Annotated in this window: 23 protein-coding genes and 1 pseudogene; 13 read left to right on the forward strand and 11 right to left on the reverse strand. The window is 61.2% G+C overall.

All coding sequences use genetic code 11. The features are described from left to right. Positions 1-180 precede the first annotated feature (180 nt). The 4 genes and pseudogenes from NH14_RS10960 to NH14_RS10975 all read left to right on the forward strand — a co-directional run bounded on the left by NH14_RS10960 (position 181) and on the right by NH14_RS10975 (position 3,176). Positions 181-564: a CidA/LrgA family protein gene (locus NH14_RS10960; RefSeq protein WP_237179579.1), complete on the forward strand. Its 384-nt coding sequence runs from the start codon at positions 181-183 to the stop codon at positions 562-564. Next, positions 564-947, forward strand: a pseudogene (locus tag NH14_RS10965) (LrgB family protein); the annotation flags it as partial. The gene NH14_RS10960 and the pseudogene NH14_RS10965, both read left to right, overlap by 1 nt. A 242-nt stretch (positions 948-1,189) precedes the next feature. Then, positions 1,190-2,179, forward strand: a complete 990-nt coding sequence (locus NH14_RS10970; protein ID WP_161790842.1) for a VirK/YbjX family protein — start codon at positions 1,190-1,192, stop codon at positions 2,177-2,179. Between the two features lie 205 nt (positions 2,180-2,384). Further along, complete coding sequence (locus NH14_RS10975; RefSeq protein ID WP_035526485.1) at positions 2,385-3,176, forward strand: phytanoyl-CoA dioxygenase family protein; 792 nt, start codon at positions 2,385-2,387, stop codon at positions 3,174-3,176. Positions 3,177-3,215: 39 nt separating this feature from the next. Here NH14_RS10975 and NH14_RS10980 read toward each other — a convergent pair whose 3' ends face one another. Beyond that, positions 3,216-4,367, reverse strand: a complete 1,152-nt coding sequence (locus NH14_RS10980; RefSeq protein ID WP_035526482.1) for an aromatic ring-hydroxylating oxygenase subunit alpha — start codon at positions 4,365-4,367, stop codon at positions 3,216-3,218. Between the two features lie 205 nt (positions 4,368-4,572). Between NH14_RS10980 and NH14_RS10985 the strand changes: the two genes are divergently transcribed. Continuing rightward, positions 4,573-5,490 carry a LysR family transcriptional regulator gene (locus NH14_RS10985; RefSeq protein ID WP_035526479.1) on the forward strand — a complete coding sequence of 306 codons (918 nt, stop codon included), beginning with the start codon at positions 4,573-4,575 and terminating at the stop codon, positions 5,488-5,490. A 25-nt stretch (positions 5,491-5,515) separates the two neighbouring features. Here the strand turns inward: NH14_RS10985 and NH14_RS10990 are convergent, their stop codons facing one another. From NH14_RS10990 to NH14_RS11015, 6 genes are all read right to left on the reverse strand, one after another. Beyond that, on the reverse strand, positions 5,516-6,343 hold the full coding sequence (locus tag NH14_RS10990; protein WP_035526476.1) for an ABC transporter permease: 828 nt from the start codon (positions 6,341-6,343) through the stop codon (positions 5,516-5,518). A 28-nt stretch (positions 6,344-6,371) separates the two neighbouring features. Then, positions 6,372-7,619, reverse strand: coding sequence for an ABC transporter permease (locus NH14_RS10995; protein WP_035526473.1), 1,248 nt, complete (start codon positions 7,617-7,619; stop codon positions 6,372-6,374). A gap of 62 nt (positions 7,620-7,681) precedes the next feature. Beyond that, a complete protein-coding gene (locus NH14_RS11000) occupies positions 7,682-8,728 on the reverse strand; it encodes a polyamine ABC transporter substrate-binding protein (protein WP_035526470.1) in 1,047 nt (348 codons plus the stop codon). A gap of 1 nt (position 8,729) precedes the next feature. Next, entirely contained in the window at positions 8,730-9,911 is a 1,182-nt protein-coding gene (locus NH14_RS11005; protein ID WP_035526467.1) for an ABC transporter ATP-binding protein, read from the reverse strand. A 30-nt stretch (positions 9,912-9,941) separates the two neighbouring features. After that, entirely contained in the window at positions 9,942-11,099 is a 1,158-nt protein-coding gene (locus tag NH14_RS11010) for an SRPBCC family protein (protein WP_035526465.1), read from the reverse strand. A 175-nt stretch (positions 11,100-11,274) separates the two neighbouring features. Continuing rightward, positions 11,275-12,201 carry a LysR family transcriptional regulator gene (locus NH14_RS11015; RefSeq protein ID WP_035526463.1) on the reverse strand — a complete coding sequence of 309 codons (927 nt, stop codon included), beginning with the start codon at positions 12,199-12,201 and terminating at the stop codon, positions 11,275-11,277. 216 nt (positions 12,202-12,417) lie between these two features. Between NH14_RS11015 and NH14_RS11020 the strand changes: the two genes are divergently transcribed. The 7 genes from NH14_RS11020 (at position 12,418) to NH14_RS33845 (ending at position 18,929) form a co-directional block, all read left to right on the forward strand. After that, entirely contained in the window at positions 12,418-13,767 is a 1,350-nt protein-coding gene (locus tag NH14_RS11020) for a flavin-containing monooxygenase (RefSeq protein WP_035526460.1), read from the forward strand. A gap of 28 nt (positions 13,768-13,795) precedes the next feature. Continuing rightward, on the forward strand, positions 13,796-14,233 hold the full coding sequence (locus NH14_RS11025) for a RidA family protein (RefSeq protein ID WP_035526458.1): 438 nt from the start codon (positions 13,796-13,798) through the stop codon (positions 14,231-14,233). A 64-nt stretch (positions 14,234-14,297) separates the two neighbouring features. Continuing rightward, positions 14,298-14,975 carry a DUF1028 domain-containing protein gene (locus tag NH14_RS11030; RefSeq protein WP_035526456.1) on the forward strand — a complete coding sequence of 226 codons (678 nt, stop codon included), beginning with the start codon at positions 14,298-14,300 and terminating at the stop codon, positions 14,973-14,975. Further along, positions 14,968-16,131 (forward strand): acetylornithine deacetylase, encoded by a 1,164-nt coding sequence (gene argE / locus NH14_RS11035; RefSeq protein ID WP_035526971.1) that lies wholly within the window; start codon positions 14,968-14,970, stop codon positions 16,129-16,131. The genes NH14_RS11030 and argE overlap by 8 nt, the downstream gene beginning before the upstream one ends. A 903-nt stretch (positions 16,132-17,034) precedes the next feature. Continuing rightward, positions 17,035-17,757: a hypothetical protein gene (locus NH14_RS11040; RefSeq protein WP_168727139.1), complete on the forward strand. Its 723-nt coding sequence runs from the start codon at positions 17,035-17,037 to the stop codon at positions 17,755-17,757. Positions 17,758-17,810: 53 nt separating this feature from the next. After that, positions 17,811-18,293 (forward strand): hypothetical protein, encoded by a 483-nt coding sequence (locus NH14_RS11045; protein ID WP_168727140.1) that lies wholly within the window; start codon positions 17,811-17,813, stop codon positions 18,291-18,293. A 501-nt stretch (positions 18,294-18,794) separates the two neighbouring features. After that, positions 18,795-18,929 (forward strand): hypothetical protein, encoded by a 135-nt coding sequence (locus NH14_RS33845; RefSeq protein WP_269151817.1) that lies wholly within the window; start codon positions 18,795-18,797, stop codon positions 18,927-18,929. 133 nt (positions 18,930-19,062) lie between these two features. Here the strand turns inward: NH14_RS33845 and NH14_RS11050 are convergent, their stop codons facing one another. The 4 genes from NH14_RS11050 to NH14_RS11065 all read right to left on the reverse strand — a co-directional run bounded on the left by NH14_RS11050 (position 19,063) and on the right by NH14_RS11065 (position 23,759). Then, positions 19,063-20,283 (reverse strand): glycosyltransferase family 87 protein, encoded by a 1,221-nt coding sequence (locus tag NH14_RS11050; protein WP_052148094.1) that lies wholly within the window; start codon positions 20,281-20,283, stop codon positions 19,063-19,065. Positions 20,284-20,451: 168 nt separating this feature from the next. Further along, positions 20,452-21,183: a Crp/Fnr family transcriptional regulator gene (locus NH14_RS11055; RefSeq protein ID WP_035527541.1), complete on the reverse strand. Its 732-nt coding sequence runs from the start codon at positions 21,181-21,183 to the stop codon at positions 20,452-20,454. 477 nt (positions 21,184-21,660) lie between these two features. Continuing rightward, on the reverse strand, positions 21,661-22,500 hold the full coding sequence (locus tag NH14_RS11060) for a glycosyltransferase (protein ID WP_035527539.1): 840 nt from the start codon (positions 22,498-22,500) through the stop codon (positions 21,661-21,663). Beyond that, positions 22,497-23,759: an oligosaccharide flippase family protein gene (locus tag NH14_RS11065; protein WP_035527536.1), complete on the reverse strand. Its 1,263-nt coding sequence runs from the start codon at positions 23,757-23,759 to the stop codon at positions 22,497-22,499. Before NH14_RS11065 ends, NH14_RS11060 begins: the two co-directional genes overlap by 4 nt. Positions 23,760-24,079: 320 nt before the next feature. On the opposite strand from NH14_RS11065, the gene NH14_RS11070 reads away from it, so the two are divergent. Next, complete coding sequence (locus NH14_RS11070; protein ID WP_035527533.1) at positions 24,080-25,474, forward strand: phosphomannomutase/phosphoglucomutase; 1,395 nt, start codon at positions 24,080-24,082, stop codon at positions 25,472-25,474. The last annotated feature ends 204 nt before the right edge of the window (positions 25,475-25,678 follow it).

Raw genomic sequence — 25,678 nt, forward strand, 5'->3', positions numbered from 1 at the left:
GAGGCGGGGGCACGGGTCTTGCGGGCTGCGCCGCCGGGGCCACATTTTAGCCGAGCGTGGATGCGTCTCGCCGGAGCGCTCAAACGGGCACCCGGTAAATACCGTAGGTGCCCGCCACGCTGCGCGTTCGCCTCTCCTCGGCTACACTGCCGGCCGCGCGGACCGCCGCCGCGCGCAATTTTGCCAAATCCCAGCCATGCTCCGTTCCTGGCCGCCCTCCTGATCTTCCAGTGTCTTGGCGAGAGCGTTTCCTACGTTTTCTCGCTGCCCGTTCCCGGTCCCGTGATCGGCATGTTGTTGCTATTCGCATTCGCAATGTTCCGGCCCAATGCGGCCGAGGCGATCGAGCCCACCGCGCTCGAGCTGCTGCGCCATCTTTCGCTGCTCTTCATTCCCGCGGGCGTGGGCATCATGGTTTCCGCTCAGGCCGTGCGCGGTGAGGCGCTTGCCGTGATCGCGAGCCTCGCCGTGAGCACGACGCTTGGCATCGCCGTCACTGCGCTCGTCACGCGTGCGTTGCTGCGGCGTCAGCGCGGCCGCGAAAACACCGGGGAGGGCGCGTGATGAATTCGCACCTGCCGTTCGCGAAGATCGACGCCATCTGGGTTTACCTCGCGGCCTCGCCGCTGCTCGGTCTCACGGTCACGCTCGTCGCGTATCTGATCGCGCTAAACATCTACGCTCGCGCAAAACACAACCCGCTCGCCAACCCGGTGCTGATCGCGGTGGCGATCGTCGTCGTTGCGCTGAAGATCACCGATACGCCGTATCGCACCTATTTCGAAGGCGCGCAGTTTGTCCGCTTCCTGCTCGGGCCCGCAACGGTGGCGCTTGCGCTGCCGCTGTACCGGCAGTGGGCCAAGCTCAAGCGTAGCGCGCTGCCGCTTCTTGGCGGCCTCGTGGCGGGTTCGCTTACCGCAATTGTCTCGGCGGTCGGTATCGCCAGTGACATCAGGCTGTGAGTCAGAGGGGGGCCGCACCCCCGTAATATTTGATTACATTGGGAAATCTCGTGTAATAATGCGAATCCGACGTATCGCCGGACGAACGTTCGCTTTACCTTTCAGAATGACAGAAACATGACGTCAATCTGAAAGGAGATTGTCGAATATCAGCAACACTTCCTGTGTAATTGATAAGGAGTGCATTGCTTTGAGGTGTGGGGATGGAGAACAGATCGTGGCTTACGATGTCGATTTTTGAAACTTACCAACTGCTTTCGAAGTCTATTCCTGGGCGAACGCCCCATGACCTCTTCCGGCGGGCCCGCGTACTGATGTACGCATCGCTTAATCCGTTTGCCGCTCGCATCTGGTTGAAGGCACTGACTACGACCCCTCTGCTTGCGGAGATGGCTGTCCGCAACCGTCGCTTTCTCGAACGTCCCTTTCATTGCTTTGCTCAGGCCGACATGCCGGCATACGAGCGCGCCGAACTGCTATGCGGTCATTTTCGCGTCGTTCGGGAGCTGTTTGGCGAAGGTCTTGCGCGCAGGCTCTACCTGAATTCGGAACACGTGACGTTGGCATCGAATGGCACGTACGCGCTCGTTGTGAGCGAGCCGGTGCGCTGCTGGCGAGAAGGACTGCTGACGGTTGCCTGGCGCGACGTATCGGAGCGCGTCGATCTTGCGTGGGCGACAATCAGCTTCGAAAGACATGCCGAATCCGGGAAACGAGGTGTGCTGATCGGAGGTCTGCAAGGGCCGGCCGGCACAGACCGGGAGCGGGTGCGCGAGGCTACGCGCGCATGCCATGGCTTGCGGCCGAAGGCTGCCGTGATGGAAGCCATTGGCGAATTTTGCAGGCTGGCAAAGGTAGACGTGCTCACCGGCGTGACGAAGAAGACCCACGTTTCGGCCGCAACGGACATTCAGTTCAGCGCGGACTATGACGGCTTCTGGAGTGAACTAGGTGGGGTGGAAGTCGATGGGCGATTCGTGCTGCCGCTTCGTCCATATCACCGCGATATCAACGAGGTTCCGTCAAAGCGGCGTGCTGAATTTCGCAGGCGGCAGACGCTGATCGCGGATCTGCTGGAGCAGATCGATCGGGCAGTCCACGAGCGTTTGGGTGCGGATGTGATGTCGCCTCATCCGGGTCGTGCGAAGGCCGACGACCATCTGCCGGAACTTGCTGTCGCTCTGGCAGCAAATTATGGTGACCCGAAGCCGGCGTGATTGCCGAGCCCTGCATCTTCACGTGCGCCTCATAAACGCGCAAGTTCGCGAATTTCTGGTCAAGTCTTGGGGCCGCCGGATCGGCAATAACGTGCGCAGCACCTGCATAAGACTTTGCTGAATCAGTTATAGGATTTTGTTAATTTCGCGAAGCAATCTGTCATGTCATTCTCGCTCAACACCACCGAACTGAAAGGAGAGGAGCATGTTGAGCGCCGAGCGAGAAGCATTTGCACGCGATGGAGTGACCGTTTTGCGGGGCGTGTTCACTGATTGGGTGGACGTTTTACGCGATGGCGTGGACTTCAACGAAAAGCACCCCGGGCCCGATTTTCGCGACTACAGCAAGGGCACGTCGTCAGGACGGTTCTTCGGAGACTATTGTAACTGGCAGCGTATCGAGCCCTTTCGCCGGTTCGTCGAGAAAAGCCCGGCGGGACGCATCGCAAGAGAACTGATGGCATCGAAGCGTGCGCGAATCTTTCACGAGCACGTTCTCGTCAAGGAGGCGGGCGCCGACAAGATCACGCCCTGGCATCACGACGAACCCTACTATTGCGTGAGCGCCGAGCAGTCGGTGAGCATGTGGGTGCCGCTCGATCCGGTGCCGCGCGAAACCACGCTCGAATTCGTCGCCGGCTCGCATCGTTGGGGAAAGCTCTTTCGGCCGAGGAAGTTCACCGGTGTCGCGTATGACCGCAACACTGACGGACTCGAAGAAATGCCGGACATCGACGCTCATCGTAGCGACTACGAAATTCTTGGCTGGGATCTGAAGCCCGGCGATGCAGTGGCTTTTAACTATCTCACGGTGCACGGTGCGCCGGGAAATCGTTCGGGGTCCATATCCCGACGCGTGGTGTCGTTTCGCTGGCTTGGCGACAATGCCGTGTATGTCGACCGAGGCGGCGAAACTTCGCCGCCGTACCGCCATCTGGCCGATCGATTGACGCCGGGCGATCCGCTGCCGGAAGAGGAGTTTCCGTTCGTCGTCTGATTGCGCTTCGCGCGCAAGCGGCGGAAGGTATATTCGGAATCAGTCACAGATCCGGTGCGCTATGAAGCTATAAAAGTCGCGTAGCGTGCCTTCCAAATTCTCGGCGGAGAGCGGCCCGGGCGAATAAAACGTCGAACTCAGCCCTTTTTGCAACGTTTCCAGCTTTGCACGGTCTTCGGCATTGAACGCGTTGGCGAACGCAACGTATCGTTCGATGCTGTCCTTACCCGGGTTGCACTCGTGTCCGGCGATTCCCCACCTCAGCACGACCTGGTCGGTTGTTGCTGGCCGCAGACAAAGATAGATCGTCTGATGAGGCATGTAGGTGACGACGAGGTTGGGAAAAACGCTGAAGAGAAAACTGGATCGCCGTTCGATCTGCGTGAGGCTTTCGTGAAATGGCGCGCGCTGAGGCGAGTCGAGTGTGTAGTGCGCGCGATAGGCCGAGAAGTGGCCGTTTCCGGGCACGTATTCGCAAAGCTCGGCTGGCGTCACCGGCCTCAAGGTTCGCGGATGGGTGGCGTTCAGGTGATAGCCCTCCATGAAGTTCTCAGCCAGACACTTCCAGTTGGTGTTCCAGGCCTCTTCCTGGAAGTGATAAAGCTCGCGATCCTCGTTGTGATAGTTGCGGATATGAGCCTCGAGAGGGCGGAGCGCATCGCCTAGCGGCGGCGCGTTGCCATCGAGGTTCACGAAGATGAAGTTCTGCCAGATCGTCGAATGGATTTTTGGCAGCGCGCATCGGGCGCCATCGAGTTCCCTGGAATCTTGCATCAGCGGAGCGCGTTTGAGCTTGCCGTTGAGTTCATAGCTCCACGCGTGATATGCGCATGCGTGAACCCGGGCATTGCCACGACCGAGCGCAACCAGATTGCCGCGATGCCGGCACACATTCGCGAGCACATGAATTTCACCCTGCGCGTCGCGCTGAACCAAAAGCGGTTCTCCGACTATTTCAGTCGTGTAGTAGTCGCCTGCATCAGGGATTTCGCCGACGTGGCCGACACAGACCCAGGTGCGTCGAAAGACACGTTGTCGTTCGAGTTCAGCGAAGTGAGCAGAGGTGTAGAACGCCCCTGGCATGCCGTGAGTCGCGCGATCGGGGGAGCGCGACAATGTCGACAGCCTGTCCAGCAGAGCCCGGTCGCATGGCGCAAGGATATCGGTAGGTGCAACTACAGGTGCATTCATCGCGATTTAACCTCCTGACCCGGCCGAGCGCCGATGCTCATAAAGTAAACGGGTTAAAACAACGAGGAAACCATTGTTTTTCAATGTGCTCCCCAGCTTTTCGCTATGCAGGACTGCCTCAGGAAGCGCGCGAATGCGTTGGCTAACCGGGATAGCTCAGCCACCGTTATCATTGATGGTTTGAGCCCATACCCAGCGAGCCCGAATGTCGCCTCCATTCACGTTGCGCCAGCTGAAATACTTCGTTGCCACGGTGGACCACGGGAGCGTTGCGGAGGCTTCGCGAAAACTCTTCATCGCGCAGCCGGCGATATCGGTTGCCATCAAGAGTCTCGAAGAAGGGTTCGGCACGCAGCTCATCATCCGGCATCACGCGCAGGGTATTTCACTGACCCCAGCCGGCGCCAGGTTCTATGAGCGTGCAAAGGCGCTGCTCCAGTCAGTGCACGAGTTCGAGCAAAACGCGCTTGCCGATGGAGACGTTTCATCTGGCCGAGTGGACATCGGGTGTTTCGAGACATTCGCGCCGCTGTATCTGCCGAGTTTGATTCGCGGCTTCAATACGCTTTATCCCGGCATTGAAATCAAGGTGCGGGATGGAGATCAAGACGAGCTTTTGCAAGGGCTGGAGAAAGGTCGATTCGATCTTGTGGTGGTGTACGAACTGGGGCTCGACGAGACACTCTCCACTCATCCGCTGACGGCGGGGCAACCTCCCTATGTCCTGTTGCCGGCGATGCATCGGCTTGCGGGGGCCGACAAGGTCAGTCTCTTCGACCTGTGCGACGAGCCGCTGATTCTGCTCGATGTCGCGCCGAGCAGAGACTATTTTGTCGGTCTGTTTGAACCTTACGGACTGAGCCCGAAAGTAGGGTTCAGTTCACCCTCGCTGGAACTGGTTCGCGGCATGGTGGGCCAAGGATTCGGATATTCCCTTTTGGTCACGCGGCCGCATTCACCGACCACCTATGACGGGCACGAAGTCGTTGCGGTCGAGATCGCGGAGTCAGTCGCCTGTTCGGGCCTCGTGGCTGCGTGGCTGAAACGCAATCAACTGACCGTGCCTGCTCGATTGTTCCTGGAGTACACCGCTGCTCGATTCCGCTCGATGTCCAGTTCCTGAGCCTGTTCGCCCGTCTCTGGCCAATTCAGATCAGCGCTTGATTCGCGGCTGCCGCGCGACTACGCAACCAGTTGATGCTCATGAACAGCACCACGGCGAACACAATCAGCATGGTCGCCACGGCCAGAATCGACGGATCGATGGAGTCCCGGATGCCGCTCCACATCTGTCGCGGAACGGTCTTTTGATTGGGGCCGCCGATGAACAGAATGACGATCACTTCGTCGAACGAAGTTGCAAATGCGAATACGCTTCCCGTCGCGACCGCAGGTGTAATCATCGGAAGCGTCACGCGCCTGAACGCGACCCAAGGCGGCGCACCTAGCCCGGACGCTGCGCGCAGCAGGCTCTGGTCGAAAGACAGCAGCGACGCCGTCACCGTGATGACGACAAACGGCGTGCCGAGCGCGGCATGCGCAAGAATAACGCCGGGGTACGAATTCACGAGCCCGAGCGGAGCGAACACAAGATAGAAGCCCGCCGCGACGACGACAATCGGCACGATCATCGGGGAGATGATGATCGGCATGACGATCGAACGTAGCGGAAACTGCGTTCGCGACAGGCCGAGCGCCGCCAGCGTCCCTAGACAGGTCGCAATCAGCGTGGACGCAGCGCCTATCCCGACACTGTTCAGAAGCGCAAGTTGCCAGTCCGGGCTCGTGAGTGCCTGCTCATACCAGCGCAGCGAGAATCCCTGCAGCGGATACGAAAAGTACGAGCCGGAGTTGAACGAAAGCGGAATGATCGCGAGGATCGGCGCGACCAGAAAGAACAGAACGAGCGCGCAATGCACGCGTGCCCAGCGGAAGGCGACACGCTCCGTTAGTACCGTATTGCGTTTGTCTTGCATGATCGTTCCTGTGTCTATGCCCCGTTTCTCAACCGAACCGCAAACGGTCGATTCCGACGATGCGGTTGAAGATGAAATAGAAAATCGCGGTAAAGATCACGAGATAGGCCGATAGCGCGCCCGCGAGTCCCCAGTTGAGTTGCGTGTTCGTCTGGTTCGCGATGAGCTGGCTGATCATCTCGTCGCCCGCGCCGCCGAGCAGGGCCGGCGTGATGTAGTAGCCGAGCGCCAGCACGAACACCAGGAAGCAGCCAGCTCCCACGCCTGGCAAAGTCTGGGGAATATAGACGCGCACGAAAGCCGTGAAGGGGTGCGCGCCCAGCGACTTGGCTGCGCGTAGATACACGGGCGACACGCCTTTCATCACCGAAAAAATCGCGAGAATCATGTACGGCAGCAGCACGTGAGTCATGCCGATCAATACGCCTGTGCGATTGAAAACGAGCGGCATGGGATGCGTTACGATGCCGAGGCTCATCAGCAGGCTGTTGACGACGCCGCCCGGTTGCAGGAGCACGTACCACGCCGTCGTGCGCACCAGCAGCGAGGTCCAGAACGGCACGATGACGAACAGCATGAGCCGGCTGCTGCTTTTCTCGGGCAGATTCGCGAGTAGCCATGCGACGGGATAACCGAGCAGCAAGCAAAGCAAGGTGACGGTGAAGCTGATCGAGATCGTGCGCAGGAACGCTTCGCGATAGACCGTGGCGTTCGCCGGCAGCGAGACGATCGAGCCTTGAGGCGTCACCTTCGCGTCTACGGCGTTCAACAGATAGTCGGGCGTCGGCGAAGTGGCGGCGCGCTTGAGCAGACGCCATGTCTCGGGCGAGTTCCAGCGTTCATCGATTTCGATCAGCGCCGGCTTCCACGCGGCAGGCGCATCGTGGCGAACGCCGCGCGCGGTTTTCAACAGCAGGCTGCGGAATTCCGGTTGCGCGAAGTTCATGCGTCTCGCGACGGTGCCGAGTTCTCCACTTTGCTGCGCGTCCTTGATTCCGGATGCGAGCAGGGCGAACGTGTGTTCGTCGGGCACGCCATGGCCGTCCCAAGCGTTGAGCGCGCGGGATAGCGCTGGCATGCTGTCGGGCACTTCACTGTTCTGCACGCTGCGAGCGAGCAAAAGCGCGATCGGTGCAATGAAGGTCGACAGCAGGAAGACGATTAGCGGAAGCGCCAGCATCAGCGCTCGAATCGAAGCACGGCGTTGCGCCTTTTGATAAGACGCGCGGCCGGCGGCTCTCGTCGGAGAGCCCGTGGCCGGAGAACTGGCCGTCATGGGCTTATGGGTAGTCGCGGTCACAGCGGGCTCTCTTTCGATGGGAGTTTTACTGCGGGGTATTACTGCGTCAGCCAGACCTGGAAGCGCTTGTTGATCTCGTCGGCGTTATCGGCCCAGAAGGTCGAATTGATCTGGATGGCGCGCTTGAAGTTATCGGGCGCGGTCGGCAGATCGGCGAGCCGTTGTTTGTCGACGAGCGCAATCGCATCCTTGCGCGGCGGCGCATAGGCGATGTACTTCGAAAGATCGGCATAGGCTTTTGGCTGCGATGCGAAAGCGATGAACTTCGCAGCCTCGTCGGCATGCTTGGCGCCCGCCGGGATGCCCCACCATTCATAGTCGTAGACTTGCGCATCCCAGACGATCTTGAAGGGCTTCTGGTCCTTCTTCGCGGCGTCGTCGATTCGGCCGTTGTACGCCTGCGTCATCACGACGGCGCCATCGGCGAGCAGTTGAGGCGCCTGCGCACCGGACTCCCACCACACGATGTTCTTCTTGATCGTGTCGAGTTTCTTGAATGCCCGATCAACGCCCGCAGGCGTTCCGAGGACCTTGTAGACGTCTTTCGGATCCACGCCATCGGCAATGAGCGCCCATTCCATTGAACCCTTCGGCGATTTGCGCAGGCCCCGCTTGCCGGGGAATTTCTTCAGGTCGAAGAAGTCGCTGATGGTCTGTGGCGCTGTCTTGAGCTTGCTCGCATCGTAGGCATAGACCGTGGACCACACCATGCTTGCCACGGCGCAGTCGCTGATGGATCCGGCAATGAAGTCGCTTGTTTTGCCAAGACTCTTCTTGTCGAACTTCTTGAGAAGCCCTTCGTCGCAGGCCGTGATCGCGTCATTGCTTTCGAGATCGATGAGATCCCATGTCGTGTTTTTTGCCTGCTCCATTGCCGCAAGCTTCGCGAGGCCGCCATCGTACGATTCCAGCGAAAAATTAACACCGGTCGATTGCGTGAATGGATCGAAATACGCCTTTTTCGCCGCCGCCTCATAGGCGCCGCCGAAGGTGACGACATTGAGCGTCTGCGCGGCTTGCGCCGAAACGCAAGCGAAGGCGACTACAGCGAGTGCAGCGCATTGTGCTTTGATGTGAGTGCGCATATCAGTTGGCTCCTGCGGGTGCGGTCGAAATGATGGAAGGTGAGGGCGATGCTGGGGGAGGCACTGCGGGGGCGCTGCGAGGCACGCTCGCAGCGAGAATCTTGCAGTCGTCGTGGCGCCAGGCCACCTCGATGGTGTCGCCGGCTGCAGGCAAGCTGTGGCGTTGCGTGTTGGGGACCTTCACAACGAGCGCGTCGCGCGAGCCGAGCGTCAAATGCACCCGGTGGTGATCGCCGCAATACACGAGTTCCTGCACCCTGGCGCGCACGACATTGCTTTGTGTGTCGGCCTGCATGTCATCGGCGCCGTGAATATGCGCGCGCTCGGGCCGCAAGGCGAGCATCGCCTCGTTGCCTTCGGTCAGGTCTTGTTCGCAGCGGCCGCGAATGATGCTGCCATCGGAGAGCACCAGGGTCGCCCAGTTGTCCTTCACCGTCACGACGCGCCCACGCAGGCCGTTGTTCTCGCCCACGAAGTTCGCGACGAAGGCGTTGCGCGCGTTTTCGTAGAGCTCGGTGGGCGACGCGGCCTGCTGGATGCGTCCATCGGAAAACACCGCGACCCGATCCGACATGGTCAAGGCTTCCGCCTGATCGTGAGTCACGTAGACGATCGTGAGCGACAGCTCGCGGTGCAATCGCATGATTTCGTACTGCATGGTTTCGCGCAGCCGCTTGTCGAGCGCGCCGAGCGGCTCGTCCATGAGAACGACGCTGGGTTCGAAGACGAGTGCGCGCGCCAGTGCCACGCGCTGCTGCTGTCCGCCCGAGAGTTGCGCTGGACGCCGGTTTGCCAGATGCGGCAGCTCGATCATCTCCAGCGCTCGCTTCACGCGCACTTTCTGGTCCGCGCGGCTCACACGTCGCACAGACAGGGGAAATGCGACGTTCTCCGCAATCGTGAGATGCGGAAAGAGCGCATAGTTTTGAAAGACCATGCCGATGTCACGCTGATGCGGTGGCTTGTCGTCGAGACGCTTTCCGTCGAGGCGTATTTCGCCTTGCGTGGGCGACTCGAAGCCAGCAAGCATCATGAGTGTGGTCGTTTTGCCCGACCCCGACGGACCAAGCAGCGACAGAAACTCGCCCTTTCGCACATCAAGGTTCAAATCGTCGACGACGTAATTCGCGCCGTCGTACGACTTGCTCACACGTGAGAACGAAATGAAGGATGGGTTAGACATCGTGATAGCGTCCTGTCGAGGGTGCTTCGATTAACGCGCAGTGAGCTTCGACGCGAGATAACGGGCGAAGTCAAAGTTCGGACGTTCGAGGTGGCTCAGGTGGCCGGGCTTGGCAAGCGGCGCATGCACACCGCGAAACACGGCTTCCACGCCGCGCTTGTCTTCCGCATTCACCTCGTCGAGCAGTGTCTTGAGCGTCGCCATGTGCGCGTTGGCTTCGGCGTCGGCGATGAATTCGGGCGCAAGCCCGCCGCCAAAGCGGATATGCACGCGGCCGACGCCTTGCGGCTGCAACACCAGATACCAGAAGTAACCCGGCGTCAGGGTGATGAGATGCGTCGGATAGACCGCGAGCAACGCGGTGGTCTTGCGCCAGTGCCCGGTCAGGCGGTTATTGTCCGGATGGGCATTCCCGATAGGAAGCGACGCTTCCTTCGTGATCCAGTGATAGTTGAACGCGGGATAACCCGGCGGGCATTCCATCTCTTCGAGTCTGGAGTGCGGCCCGACCGTTGCGCGATGCAGCATCGGCAGGTGATAGCTTTCCATGAAGTTTTCGGCGAGGATTTTCCAGTTGGTATCCCAGACGTGCTCTTCATAAAAGGTCTCGACATAGTCCGTCATGCCGTATGCGCCAATCAACTCGCCCAGTTGCGCGAGCTGCTGATGAACCGGCTGTGCATCTTGATCGAGTGTCACGTAGATCCAGCCTTGCCATTCCTCGCAGCGGATTGCCGGCAGCTGGTAGCTTTCCTTGCAGAAGCCCGCTTGCTGGTCCATCAGCGGCGCGCCCTTCAGTGCGCCGTCGAGTCCGTAGTTCCACGCGTGATACGGGCAAATGATTCGTCGTATGTTCCCTCGGCCTTCAAGCAAAACGGACATGCGATGCAGGCACACATTCGACATTGCGCGCAGCCCCATCTTTTCGTCGCGCACCACGACGACCGGTTGCGACGCGATATTCGCGGTCAGATAGTCGCCGGGCGCTTTCAGCGCGCTCGCACGCCCTACGCATTGCCATTCCTTCGCAAAGATCGCGCGCTCTTCGAGCGAGAGGAATTCGGCCGATGTGTACACGCCAGGCGGCATCGAGCGCGCATCGCTGAATGGTCGCTCGCAGCCGGCCACAAGCGCGTCGATCAAAGCATGGGCGGCCATTTGCACGGTGTGCACGGTGGGGTTTTCCATGAGGCGCTCCTGATGTCGAGTGCGTTCGCGCGACGGGAAGGTCTGCGCTTTAATCGCGTCGTCTGAGAGGTAATCTACCAAGCCAAATTACCAGTCAAAATATTGTTTTCGGATACTAAAGACAGGATTTGGCTATGCAGCCTGCGAAGCATGTCCGCTCCGTTGTGAGGGACGGTTATATGTCGAGCTTCAGGCGGCGTATATAGCTTTCGCTAAACGATGAGAATCGGGACACCACCTGGCGCGCCTTCATCGTTTTCGATTGGGCGATTCCGAGCGTCGTCGCGTTGACGTTGTCCCTGAATCGCTTGATCACGAACTCGCTGCCGTCGACGGTTCGCGTCGAACTCAGCGGGAAGTTCAGGATGCTGTAGCCAAGGCCGTTGGCAACCATCCCCCGCACCACTTCGGGCTGGGATGAACGAAAGGCCGGCACGGGCCGGCTGCCTACGGCATCGAAGAGCGCGGCGAAATAGTCCCGGCTGTGCGGCAGGTCCAGCATCACGTAGGGTTCGTCGATCAGGTCCTGCAGCGATACCTTGCGCGCGCGTGCGAGCCGGTGCGTGGCTGGCAGGATCGCGTAAGGCGGCAAGGGGAGCAACGGAGTAAACGCGATGTCTTCGGTCAGATCGAGGCTATAGGTGAGCACGATGTCGAGCGAACCGTCGTGCAGGCCCTTTAATAGCTCGTCCTGATGCGCCTCGATGGTGCGAAAACTGATGCCACTGTGCTCGCTCGTAAAACGGCTGATCAGCCCCGGCATGAGCGGCGGCGCCAGAGAAACGAGGCAGCCGAGCGCAATCGATCCCGTCATCCCGCCGTCCATTTCGGTGGCGGTCATCTGCAGTTCTTCCGCAATCTTCAGCAGATTGCGTGCCTGGCCGAGAAGATCGCGCCCCGCCTGAGTGAGCGACAGGCCGCTCGCGTGATGCCGGATGAACAGCTGCACGCCGAACGAGATCTCGAGATCGGCCAGAGCGGTCGAGATGGACGGCTGCGAAATATGCAGCCGCTTTGCAGCGGCCGTGAAAGACAGGACTTCGGCAGTCACTACAAAGTACCGCAACTGGCGCAGCGAGTAACGCAGCGGCTGACTTTCCATAAGCTTCGCTCCCGGTTGACGTCCTCAGATGGATCGCATTGTGAAGTGATCAAAAATCACTGCATAGCCGAATCCAATGCTCTGCATTTTTTTAATATATTTTTCGGATTCTGCAAGCCGGCGTAGATTCCTATCCGAAAGATCACGCAGGGTGTCTGGAGGCCGCGCGAGGTCGATTCAAGCACACCGAATTTTGCTCCTTCGAAGGACTCAGCCATGACAGTCGAAATAAAGGCAACGGACACGCTCGTTGTGGGCGCAGGGCAAGCTGGCATCGCCATGAGCGAACACCTGGGCAAGCTCGGCGTCCCGCATATCGTGCTCGAGCGCGATCGCATCGCCGAACGCTGGCGCACCGGGCGATGGGACTCGCTCGTCGCCAATGGACCTGCCTGGCACGATCGCTTTCCTAACCTCGAATTCGCCGATTTCGATCCCGACGGCTTCCCGGGCAAGGAGCAGATCGCAGACTATTTTGTTGCCTATGCGAAGAAGTTCGACGCGCCGATTCGCACCGGCGTCGAAGTAAAGAAGGTCGTGCGCAATGTCGGGCGGCCCGGCTTTACCGTCGATACATCGGCCGGAACGATCGAAGCGCAGCGCGTTGTTGTCGCGACCGGGCCGTTTCAGCGGCCCGTGATTCCGCCGATCGCACCGACCTCGGATCGACTCACGCAGATCCACTCCGCCGACTATCGCAATCCGCAGCAATTGCCCGAAGGCGGCGTGCTGGTGGTCGGCGCGGGGTCGTCGGGCGTGCAGATCGCCGATGAATTACAGCGCTCGGGCCGGCGCGTTTATTTGTCGGTGGGCGCGCACGATCGTCCGCCGCGCGGGTATCGCGGACGCGACTTCTGCTGGTGGCTCGGCGTGCTCGGCGAATGGGACGCGGAAGTCATGAAGCCCGGCCGCGAACACGTGACCATCGCGGTGAGCGGCGCGCGCGGCGGTCATACGGTCGACTTCAGGCGTCTCGCGCAGCAGGGCATCACGCTAGTCGGCCTGACGAAATCGTTCAACGATACGACCGTCGCGTTCGAAGCCGATCTCGCCGATAACATCCGCCGCGGCGACGAGAACTATCTGTCGCTGCTCGATGCAGCCGATGCCTATGCTCGACGCAACGGCCTCGATCTTCCTGAGGAACCCGAAGCGCGCATCATTGGCCCCGATCCTGAATGCATGACGCATCCGCTTGCCGAACTCGATCTGGCGAAGGCAGGTGTAACGTCGATTATCTGGGCCACCGGTTATGCCGTCGATTTCAATTGGCTCAAAGTCGATACGTTCGACGAGAAGGGCAAGCCCAAACATCAGCGCGGCGTCGCGAAGGAGCCGGGCATCTATTTCCTCGGCCTGCCGTGGCTTTCGCGCCGTGGCTCCGCGTTCATCTGGGGTGTATGGCATGACGCGAAACATATTGCCGATCACATCGTCACGCAGCGCAAATACCTGACCTATTACGATACGCCGCAACAGCATGTGGAAGACAAGCGCGCGGGAAGCGCCGGAAGCGCACCTGACGAGTCGTGCGTGCGCAAGGTCAGCGAGATGGGCGTGAATTGATTTCAAAACTATCCAGTAAGGTACATCGATGAGTCAACCTACGCATACCCGTATCCGCATGTTCAACACCAAGGATACGTACCCCAATCAATCGCTCGACAATGATCTTTGCCAGGCCGTGCGTGCCGGCAATACCGTTTATGTGCGCGGCCAGATTGGCACGGACTTCGATGGCAATCTCGTCGGTCTCGGCGATCCGCGCGCGCAGGCCGAGCAAGCGATGAAGAACGTGAAGCAGTTGCTCGAAGAGGCGGGCAGCGATCTCTCGCATATCGTCAAGACGACGACCTATCTCACCGACGTGCGCTTTCGCGAGCCCGTGTATCGCGAAGTCGGCAAATGGCTCAAGGGCGTGTTTCCCATTTCCACCGGTCTCACTGTCGTGGCGCTGGGGCAGCCGGAATGGCTGATGGAAATCGACGTGATCGCCGTGATTCCCGATGGATGGGTGCCGCCGCAGGCCTGAAAGGCGTTAAAGAGACGTTAAAGGAGTGTTAAAGGAGTGTTAAAGGAGTGTTAAAGGAGAGGACATGACTTTTTCTATCGTCGGGCGTTGCGAGCGGACCGGCCAGCTTGGCATCGCGATCAGTTCATCGAGCATCGCGGTGGGCGCGCGCTGTCCGTGGGTACGCGCGGGCGTTGGCGTGGTCGCGACGCAGAACGTCACGCTGCCCGCGCTCGGTCCGCGGGTCCTCGATCATATGGAGAGTGCGAAGCTCGATCCGGCCGCAGCGCTGGATCGCGCGTTGGGCGAGAGCGAATGGAGCGAGTACCGGCAGGTGACGGTGGTTGATGCACAAGGGCGCACCGCGTTTTTCAGCGGCAAGCAAGCGCTCGGCACGTATCACGCGGTCGCGGGCAAGCAGTGCGTCGCGGCGGGCAATATGCTCTCGGGCGTTCACGTGATCGAGGCGATGATTCCCGCATTCGAGAGTGCGTCGGGTCATCTTGCCGATCGATTGCTTGCGGCGATGCATGCGGCGCTCGCGGCGGGCGGCGAAGCAGGGCCCGTGCATTCGGCCGCGCTGAAAATCGCCGGGGAGCAGAGTTGGCCGCTTGTCGATTTGCGCGTCGATTGGGCCGATGACGATCCCATCGTCAAGCTCGATGGTCTCTGGCAGGCGTATCAGCCGCAGATGCAGGACTACGTCACTCGCGCATTGAACCCGACCGCCGCGCCAAGCTATGGAGTGCCTGGCGATGAGTGAATTGACGAGCCGCGATCTGCTCGAAAGGCTGATCGGCTTCGCGACGGTCAGTCGCGATTCGAATCTGAAGCTGATCGAGTTTATTCGCGACTACCTCGCGCAACTGCACATCGAGTGCGAGCTGTTCTACAACGCGGAGCGTACGAAGGCGAACCTGTTCGCGACCATCGGGCCGCGCGATCGTGGCGGCATCGTGCTGTCGGGGCATACAGACGTCGTGCCGGTCGACGGACAAGCGTGGAGTGTCGATCCGTTCAGGCTCAGCGAGCAGGACGGGAGGCTCTACGGACGTGGTACGGCCGATATGAAGGGCTATCTGGCTTCGGCTTTAGCGGCGGTGCCGTTGTTCCTCGAGAGCGAATTAAAGATTCCGGTGCATCTCGCGTTCTCATACGATGAAGAAGTCGGATGCCTCGGCGTGAGGCCGATGCTTGCCGAGCTGGAAAAGCGGCCGCACAAGCCACTGTTGTGTCTGATCGGCGAGCCCACCGAACTTAAGCCCGTGCTTGGCCACAAAGGCAAACTCGCAATGCGCTGCCAGGTGAAGGGCGCGGCTTGCCATTCCGCTTATGCGCCGTATGGCGTCAACGCCATTCAGCATGCGGCGCGTCTGATCAATCGTCTGGAAGAAATAGGCGAGCGGCTGGCGCGGCCTGGGCATCATGACGATCGCTTCGATCCGCCGTATTCGACCGTGCAGACAGGTGTCATCAAAGGTGGCCGCGCACTCAATATCGTGCCAGCGGAATGCGAATTCGATTTCGAAGTGCGCGCGCTGCCGGGTTTCGACGCGAACCAGGTTGCCGACGATTTGCAGACGTATGCGCAAACGGAACTGCTGCCGAAGATGCGCGCAGTGAAGCCCGATACGGAAATCCGCTTTGAGTTGCTGTCCGCCTATCCCGGACTCGCGACGCCGCCAGACAGCGAAGCCGCGCGTATTCTGGCGATGCTCAGCGGCTCCCAGGAGTTTGGTACGGTCGCGTACGGATCCGAGGGCGGGCTATTCAACTTCGCAGGCATTCCTGCTGTCGTGTGCGGCCCGGGCAGCATGGACCAAGGGCACAAACCCGACGAATATCTGACGGTCGAACAACTTCACGGCTGCGATTCGATGATGAAACGCGTGGCGCGGTACGCTGTTGACGCGGGTTGATGCGTCTCGTCACGTCTCTTGCCGTCGATCAACGGGCCTAAAAACACCGAAGTCTGCCGATCGGCCGATTGCCTCGCGTTTACACGCAATTGGCCTCGGCCAAATGTTGTCGGCCGCACATACCACCATGCCGTCATTCGTACGGCTGATCACTCCTTAACCCGCCGAACGCCCAATCGCGACGTTTCTGCCAAAGCGATGGTTGGCTGCGCAACGTGTCAACTGTCGAAACGGCGGGCTTCCTGAGAACGCGTGGTCCAGCGCTCGTCTGTCGGATTCTTTATTTCGGATTTCCTCCCGCTTTCAATCGCTCAGTGAGGTAGCGAACGGTTTGCTCTCTGTGTCGCGGATACCTTAACGACACGTAAAAGGGAGGCGGCCGCGCTGAGCAATCAGCGGCGCTGCTTGAGATGACGTCCACGGTCCACGGTCGGCGTCGAGGAATGATTAATTTGGAATCCAAAATGAAAACGAAGACCCGGGGGGGGAAGGAATGGGTGCCACTGAAAGTTCTGGCGATGCTGGCGGTTAGTCTGCAAGCGGGGACGGGGGTGGCTAGTCCATCTACTGCAGGGAACGCGCCGGACGTCCTCGCAGATGGCACAGGTCTGTCATTCCGGCAAGGCGGCATCGATTCGCCCATGGGCGCAGCTGACGCTTTGGCTGCGACCGGTCAGCAGATGCCAGGCGGCGCGCGCGGCGCGGGAGTAGGCGTCGGCTCGGCTGCGAGCCCGGGGCCGGGCGCGGGCGATGGCAGCGGGTCGGGTGGGCCCGGCACGGCAGGCGTTGCGACGGACGGCGGCACGGGCGCCGGCACCGGAAATACGGGTATTGGCAGTGGGGGTGGCCTCTCTGGCCGCGTCGGTGCCAACGTGGGGGCAACCACCGCAGGAACTGCAAACGGTGGCAGAGGTGACGCTGGAACGTCGGGCGGTGGCGTGGGAGGTTCCACCGCGGGTAGTTCAAGCAGCGGTGGCGCAGGTGCTGGAAGCACGGGTAGCCAAAGCAACGGTGGCCAGCAGGGTGTCGGTGGTCAGGGCGCGGGAGCGCAGGCCGGCGGTGGCCAAGGTAGCGGTGCGCAGGGTGGCGGTGCGCAAGGTGGCAGTGCTCAGGGTAGTGGTTCGCAAGGTACCGGCGGTCAAGGTGGCAGTGGTCAGGGTAGTGGTTCGCAGGGTGCCGGCGGTCAGGGTGGCGGTGGTCAGGGTAGCGGTTCGCAAGGTGCTGGCGGCCAGGGTGGCAGTGGTCAGGGTGGCGGTTCGCAAGGTGCTGGCGGTCAAGGTGGCAGTGGTCAGGGTAGCGGTTCGCAAGGTACTGGCGGTCAAGGTGGCAGTGGTCAGGGTAGCGGCGGCCACGGTAACGGTGGTCAGGGTAACGGCGGCCAAGGAAGCGGCGGCCAAGGAAGCGGCGGCCACGGTAACGGTGGTCAAGGTAACGGCGGCCAAGGAAGCGGCGGCCAGGGAAGCGGTGGTCAGGGAAGCGGAGGCCAGGGTAGTGGCGGCCATGGCAACGGCGGTCAGGGAAGCGGCGGCCAGGGAAGCGGAGGCCAGGGAAGCGGAGGCCAGGGAAGCGGAGGCCAGGGAAGCGGAGGCCAGGGAAGCGGAGCMASGGWARCGGMGGCCAAGGTAGCGGTGGCCAGGGTAACGGAGGCCAAGGGAGCGGAGGCCAGGGTAGTGGCGGCCATGGCAACGGCGGTCAGGGAAGCGGCGGCCAGGGAAGCGGCGGCCATGGCAACGGCGGTCAGGGAAGCGGAGGCCACGGTAGCGGTGGCCAAGGTAGCGGCGGCCAAGGTAGCGGTGGCCAAGGTAGCGGCGGCCAAGGTAGCGGCGGCCAAGGTAGCGGAGGCCAAGGTAGCGGAGGCCAAGGTAGCGGCGGCCAGGGTAGCGGTGGTCACGGTAGTGGTGGCCAGGGTAACGGCGCCAACGGTAACGGAGGCCAAGGGAGCGGAGGCCAGGGTAGTGGCGGTCAGGGCAACGGTGGTCAAGGTAGCGGCGGCCACGGCAACGGCGGTCAAGGCAACGGCAACGGCGGCGGGCACGGCGGTACGCACTAGAAATCAATCGGCTGCGGGCGCCTGGAATGCCCTTGCAATGAACAGTCACACCTCGCGACTGCCTGCTCCAGGAATCCTCCCCCCTTCACGGGGCGGAGGATTTTCAGCCTGAAAAAGCGCATTCTCTCCGTGTGAAAGCGGGGCTGAGTAAACGGTGAAAATTCCCGAAAGTCACAGGTCCAGGCGACGCCTATACGGCTGGCTATCCCAACAGGGCAAGCCCATCTGCCGCCACAAAACGCGATTTCCATTAATCCGCAAAGTCGGAGCCACGTAGCCTGTGCGTGCGGCACGACCTTGTCGCTGGCATGCCCCGCTCGGTAATTCTGTCCAGGTTAATGCAGTGGACCTGATGCAGCGGGCCGACCCCGACCGAATCTTGACTTACTGATTACCGTCGAACGGGGAACATCGTGAAAGCCATGTTAGATACGACGCTGTATGTGCTCGCGCACGGACACGCCCCGCGCGGACATGCAAACATTTCACGTCCCCGCCGCGTAATGCGGAAATTGATGACAATTTTTGTTCACGCGATGATGCACAGCGACGCGAAGAAAGCGACAGCAGAAGCAAAGCGACGCAATGTAACCCTCATCATGCTGTGCTCATGATGAGCGCATTCACTTTCTGGCTGTCGAGCGTGATGGCAGGTGCTGGATTCGGTACGTCCAATCTGTTTGGAGATCTGTTCATCTGGTCGTCCGTACTGCTGCTGCTTGTGTCGATCGCACTCGATATCGAATAGCCCGGCCTGTAACCTCGTTCTCGTCGGCGACCACGAGCAGCCGTTTCGCGATCTCGTCGTGCTCAACACGTCCGCTCCAACGGCCCAAAAACTCGGCCGATGATGAAGCCCGCGAGTGCATCGAGCATGAAAGCTATTGTGCCGAAATGAATCCGCTATTTTGGCGATGAACGACCATCGTGGCCGTTCTCGACGACCCGGCTGCGCGACGCACGGCGATTACCAGCAGCGCGATCAGGACAAACGGAGCAATTTGAACATGCAGCCCGGTCGCCACCGGGTCCATCGCCAGCGGTAATAGCCACGCCGCCACGAGGACTTCCCGTTCACCGCGTAGCCAGCTTGTGCGCAAGCCAGCCAGTGCTAGCCAGCCGATTGGAAACGCTAACCATGCGAGGTCATAGTCATATATGTAAGGGCTGCAAAGGAATGTCGCTGCAAACAGGGCGGCGCCGCGCAGTTCGCAGTCAGCGCAACGGCGCCAGACGTACCACACGGCAAACACGGCGCCCGCAGCGACCAGGCCATGCACGGCGTACGCGCCGATGACGGGCGTGCCGAGTAATCGCAGGAACGCGAAGACGCTCGGCATCTTGGCCCAGGGGAGTACGCCGCTTTCGAGAAAGTGCCGCGCATCACCCAGGCTGGAAATACATCCGCTGATCGTGGCGGTCCCCAGCACGGCGGTACCGAGACCGAAGAAGCACAAGGCAGTCAAAGCGGCGGAGATCAATGTCCGCCATGCGCCGATCGCGAGTAATGCGACCGGAAATAACACGGCAAGTTGCGGCTTCAGGGTGAGCAGTCCGATGAACACGCCGGCCACGATGGGCCGCCGCCTGAGGCAAAGCATCGCGGCCCCGGCGAGCGCCGCCGTGAGGAATGCGTTCTGCCCATGAAAGACGTTCATCCACAAGCCGGGGAACGCCGCGAGACACCACCTCGCTGTCGTGTTGAAGGCGATGCGACGCAAGACCACCAGATAACAGATCAGCGTCGACAGAATGAAGGTCAAATATGCCGCCAGGTAGGGCAATAGTGCCAGTGGCAGTACGACCAGATAGAAGCTGGGTGGATAGTACCAGGCGAAGATTGACTGCGAAGCAGGCACCGCGACCTGCACGGCCTTGAATAGCGACGGGAGGTTATAGGCATCCTCAGCATGCCCGGCAAGTGCGATATGAGAGGCAGCCCAAAACGCAATAAAGTCGGCGCCGAGAGGTTTGCCTTGCGGGTCCAGCCTATCCTTCGACAGGAGCACCCAGGCAATGAAGACGACCACAATCAAACCCAGCACGATTCGTGGGTAGATTTTGATTCGCTCCCGATTCAGCCAGTGCGTACTGCGGCCCATGAACGACTCCTCCGCAATTCCTGCTTCTGCATTGATTCCACCAACGGTGGAATCGTGACAGTTTGGGGGCGTTGGAGGTGAATGTTTGTCGGGAAACGAACCAACATGGCTTCTTTTTGCGTTTAGCTCATCGCTCGCCGCAACGATGCCGCTTTCGTGTGCAACGCTTTACTCCACCTTTTCTTCGTGAAGGAGTGGCAGGAGGCGGTCGAACTCGCGGCGCACGAGGCCGTAGCACTCGCAGGCTCGGGCTTCGAGACCCTTGCGGTCGAGCACGCGGATGCGGCCGCGGCTGTGATGGATAAGGCCATCGCCATGCAGCTTGCCGGCCGCTTCGGTGACGCCTTCGCGGCGCACGCCAAGCATGTCGGCGATGAGCTGCTGCGTGACCATCAGGTCGTTCGAGGCTACGCGGTCCACTTCGATCAGCAGCCAGCGGCAGAGTTGCTGGCTGAGCGAATGATGGCGGTTACAGGCCGCAGTTTGTGCCACCTGCGTGAGCAGTACGTGCATATAGAGCAGCATGAGGCGGCGCAGGAAGTCCGAACGTGCGAAGTGTTGCCTGAGATCTTGCGCACTCATGCGATACGCAAAGCCCGTGCATTGCACCTGCACGCGATTGGGCATGGCTTCGCCGCCCGTGAGCACGGGCACGCCGGTCATGCCTTCGCGGCCGATCGCAGCGATTTCCATCGAACTGCCGTCTTGCATCGTCGAGAGTATGGAGATGATCGCGGTGGTCGGAAAATAGACGTGGTGAATGCGCTGGCCGGAATCGCAAAGCAATTGCTCGGTACGTAGATGAACGAGTTCGAGGTGCGGTGCGAGTGCGTGCCATTCGTGTGACGGCAAGGCGCCGAGCAAGTGGTTGCCGTGCAGATCCGATTGAAAGGCTAGCATGATGGTCCCCGTGCGAAGCGGCTTTTTCCGCCTCCTGTTTTGTCATTTCGGCCGCCGAACCGCTTGTTGTTGGTCGCTTCCCATCGCGGCTGCTGGCTCGTCTTGCCGACCCCGTAGGCCCCACTGCGTTCGCGATATCGGTTGTATGCGTCACGCTGTATGGCCTATTCGGCCAAGCACGGTATGTGCCAGTGCGCTGCAAACCGCGAGCGCGCGGGCTTTGGAGAGCGTTACGGCGCGAACTCGCCGACGTACCCCCGATTTTTTGTTTCAGATATGTACGACGCGTCACCCGAGCACTGCTGCCGCCCGAACTTGATTAGCTTGCAAATCATTGAATTGATTTGATTATTCTTCGTCTCGGCGGGGCGGCGCAAATGACTCCATGCTGAAACACGCTCGCCCGGAGCGCCGTCCGCATAGCCGGGACGTGCGTGGAATCGTTCGGATTTGATTCAACGTTGCACTGCAGGCGCGTCACGCTCCCCGCGCAAACACCGCCCGCTTTATCCGCTGCAACGCCGCGTAGGGCGTCACGAAATGCAGCGCGCTTTTCGCAAGCCCCGCCCAGTCCCGCCAGTTCAGTATGTTCAGATAGTGCGCTTGCAAACGCAGCGTGGACACAATCTGCCGCCGCCGTTTGGTTGCGCTGATACCGCCTTCGTTGAGCTCGTAATAAAGCCCGAGCTCAGGCAGATTCGCGCAGTCGTAGCGTTCCATCAGCCGCAAAAACAAATCGAGGTCCTCGGCGGCCGGATACTGCACGCGATAATTCCCCACCGCCAACACCGCGTCGATTCTCAGCATCACCGAAGGATGCACGAGAGGCGAGCGCAGCATGCGCGTGCGGCGCAGCGTGCGCGCGTCGGCGGCGGGGCGCAGCATGAAGAGCGGCGCGCCGGCGCGATTCACCACTTGCGTCCACGTACCGAGCGCGGCCAGCCTTGGCTCGGCTTCCATGCGCGCGCGCTGCTTCGCAAGCCGCTGCGGCGCGGCGAGGTCGCCCGAATCGATCCGCGCCGCGTAGCGGAAGCCACGCGCCGCAAGCGCTTCCACGCCAGCCTTGAGTGCCCGCTCGATGCCGCCGTTTTGCGGCATGCGCAGCACTTCGATCTGCATGCCCGGAACGTTCGGCGCAACGATCGGCGGCATGCTGCCGTCGTCGACGACTAGCGCGTACACCGGCGCGTCTTCCTCGAACGAGGCGAGCGTGCGCTCGACGTCGGCCTGGCCATTGAAGGCGGGCATCAGCACGGCCACATCGGCGAGTGCGCCGGTGCGTGCATCGGCTTGTGTGGCGGCGGGGGAATTCGTCATGAAGCCAATTTGAAGCGGATGTAGTAGAAGTTCACGCAAGCCGCCGCGAGATAGCCGAACGCGAGCCCGACAAGCGCGCCGTAGGACCCCATGCGCGGAATCGCCACGAGGTTCACGGCGAACGCCACCGCGAGCGCGAGCAGCCATTTGGCGAGCAGCACGAACTTCGCCTGATATTTGAGCACGACGAGGTTGCCGATCGCTTCGATGCCCGCGGGCAGCGAAAGCCACACAGCCCAGCGGAAGATGCTGATCGCGCCCGCATAGTCCGGCCCGAACACGTGGCCGATGATAAATCCGGCGAGCGCATCAAGGACGATTGCGCCCGCAACCATCAGCGCGGCGGTCATCGCGAAGAGGCGCATGAGGTTGCGGCGCAGTTGCGCGGTCTGCTGCACGCGATAGACGAAGGCGGGCGCGATCGTCTGCGAGAGCATGAGCGCGAGCGTGATCCAGTTTTCGTTGAGCTGCTGTGCGGCGGAGTAGCGGCCGAGATCGGCGAACGAGATGGTGCGCTCGAGCATGAGCCGGTCGAGCTTCAGGAACAGGTACATGCAGATGAGCCCGAGCCAGAATACGGTGCCCGCCGTTGCGAAATGCTTGAAGAGCGCGCGGTCCACGTGCCAGCCGAGCTTGCCGCCGTGCTGACGCCGGAAATAGAGCACGAGCGCCGCGCCGATGGCCGCCGATTCGAGCGCCCAGAGCCAGCCGAAGCTGGCGGGCGCGAAGGCCGCGCGCGCGAGCAGGAACACGAGCAGCGCCTTGACCACGGCCGTGCTCATGCTCGCGAGCAACTGCGGCTTGCTGTACGTCATGCTCTGCAGCCAGGCGTTGATCACGCCGACAAAGGGCTCGCGAAACAGCATGGTGACGGCGAGCCCGGCGAGCATCGCGCCCACGAGCGGGTCGGTCACGCCCAGCGCGATGCCGCCCCAGGTGATGACGAGCGCCGCCGCCGAGACGCCGATGCGCAGCGCGAAGGCGCTGCCGAGCACCGTGCCGAGTTCCTCGCGAGGTTTGTTCACGATGGTCGGCACGAGAATTTCGGCGCCGCAGACCCAGGTGATGGGCGCGAGCACGAGCAGCAGCGTGTTCGCGTATTGCCATTTGCCGAACACATCCGGCCCGAAATAGCGCGCGAGCACGCCGCTAATGACGATGGCCACGGCGATCTGCGTGATGCGCTCCAGGCCGAGCCACACGATGTTTGCGAACGCGCGGCGGACGTCCGGGTTCGCGTAGCGTTTGAGGCTCAGCATCGGCGGAACACGCCCGTCGTACCCGTGGCGCCTGCGTTGAGGCAGGCACGCTGCGTGCTGAGCCATGCGCCCAGGTCCCGCCCCACCAGATCCGGCGCGGTTTTTGTCGTCTGAAGGAAACGGTGAGGCATTAAAATAGGTGCGTAATCAGCAGATGACCAACAGGTAACCAACAAGAGCCCCGGCCGGACGACGGCCGACGCCAAAAAACGGCAATTATAGTTGTAACGATTCCGACTTTTCGTAACCACCGGCCCCGTCAGCCGGTGGAACCGTGTTACGAATACATTCCGACTTTCTATCGCACTGTGAGCCTCACTATGATTTCTCAATCGATTTTTAAGGCCTATGACATCCGTGGCGTCATCGGCAAGACGCTCGACACCGACACCGCACGCGCGATCGGTCGGGCGTTTGGCAGCGAGGTGCGTGCGCAGGGCGGCGATGCGGTGGTGATCGCGCGGGACGGTCGTATTTCGGGGCCAGATCTTTCGGCGGCGCTGGCCGATGGCCTGCGCGCTGCGGGCGTGGATGTTGTCAACGTGGGCATGGTGCCCACGCCGGTCGGCTATTTCGCGGCCAGCGTGCCGCTCAAGCTCGCCTCGGGCGAGCGCAGCATCGACTCGTGCATCGTGGTCACGGGCAGCCACAATCCGCCCGACTACAACGGCTTCAAGATGGTCCTGCGCGGCAAGGCCATCTACGGCGAGCAGATCCAGGCGCTGTATCAGCGCATCGTCGACGAGCGTTTCGAGTCGGGCGCGGGCACCTATGCCGACTACGATATCGCCGATGAATACATCGCGCGCATCGTGGGCGACGTGAAGCTGGCGCGCCCGATGAAGATCGTCGTGGACACCGGCAATGGCGTGGCGGGTGCGCTCGCGCCGCGTCTGTTCAAGGCGCTCGGCTGCGAACTGGTCGAGCTCTTCACCGAAGTCGATGGCACCTTCCCGAACCACCATCCGGATCCGGCTCACCCTGAGAATCTCCAGGACGTGATCCGCGCGCTCAAGGAAACCGATGCCGAAGTGGGCTTCGCGTTCGACGGCGACGGCGACCGCCTCGGCGTGGTGACGAAGGACGGCGAGATCATCTACCCGGATCGCCAGCTCATGCTGTTCGCGGAGGAAGTGCTTTCGCGCAATCCGGGCAAGCAGATCATTTACGACGTGAAGTGCACGCGCAATCTCGCGAAGTGGGTGAAGGAGAAGGGCGGCGAGCCGCTCATGTGGAAGACGGGCCACTCGCTCGTGAAGGCGAAGCTGCGCGAGACCGGCGCGCCGCTGGCGGGCGAAATGAGCGGCCACGTGTTCTTCAAGGACCGCTGGTACGGTTTCGACGACGGCCTGTACACGGGCGCGCGCCTGCTCGAGATCCTGACGCGCGTGGCCGACCCGAGCAAGCTGCTCAACGGCCTGCCGAATTCGCACTCCACGCCGGAACTGCAGCTCAAGCTCGAAGAGGGCGAGAACTTCGCGCTGATCGCGAAGCTCCAGCAGAACGCGAAGTTCACGGGCGCCGACGACGTCATCACGATCGACGGCCTGCGCGTGGAGTATCCGGACGGCTTCGGTCTCGCACGTTCGTCGAACACGACGCCGGTCGTGGTCATGCGTTTCGAGGCCGATAACGATGCAGCGCTTGCGCGCATTCAGGCTGACTTCAAGCGTGTGATTCTGGCCGAGAAGCCGGATGCGAAGCTGCCGTTTTGAGGCTTCAGTGTGCGTTTGATGCAGTCCTGAAGCTGTATTAGAAGTAGGGCTTAACGTGGCGCCGCGCGGTTTTACCGCCCGGCGCCGCACTTTTTCTGAGCCTGGCTCCTCATGGGCCTCCTGCGACGACCCCTAAATAACCCGCCTGGTGGACGGCTGATCGTTTGACTTGCTATACGGGTGTTCGCTGGCACACACCTCGTT

The organism is Paraburkholderia sacchari, from assembly GCF_000785435.2.
In the GTDB taxonomy this organism is placed as follows: Bacteria; Pseudomonadota; Gammaproteobacteria; order Burkholderiales; family Burkholderiaceae; genus Paraburkholderia; species Paraburkholderia sacchari.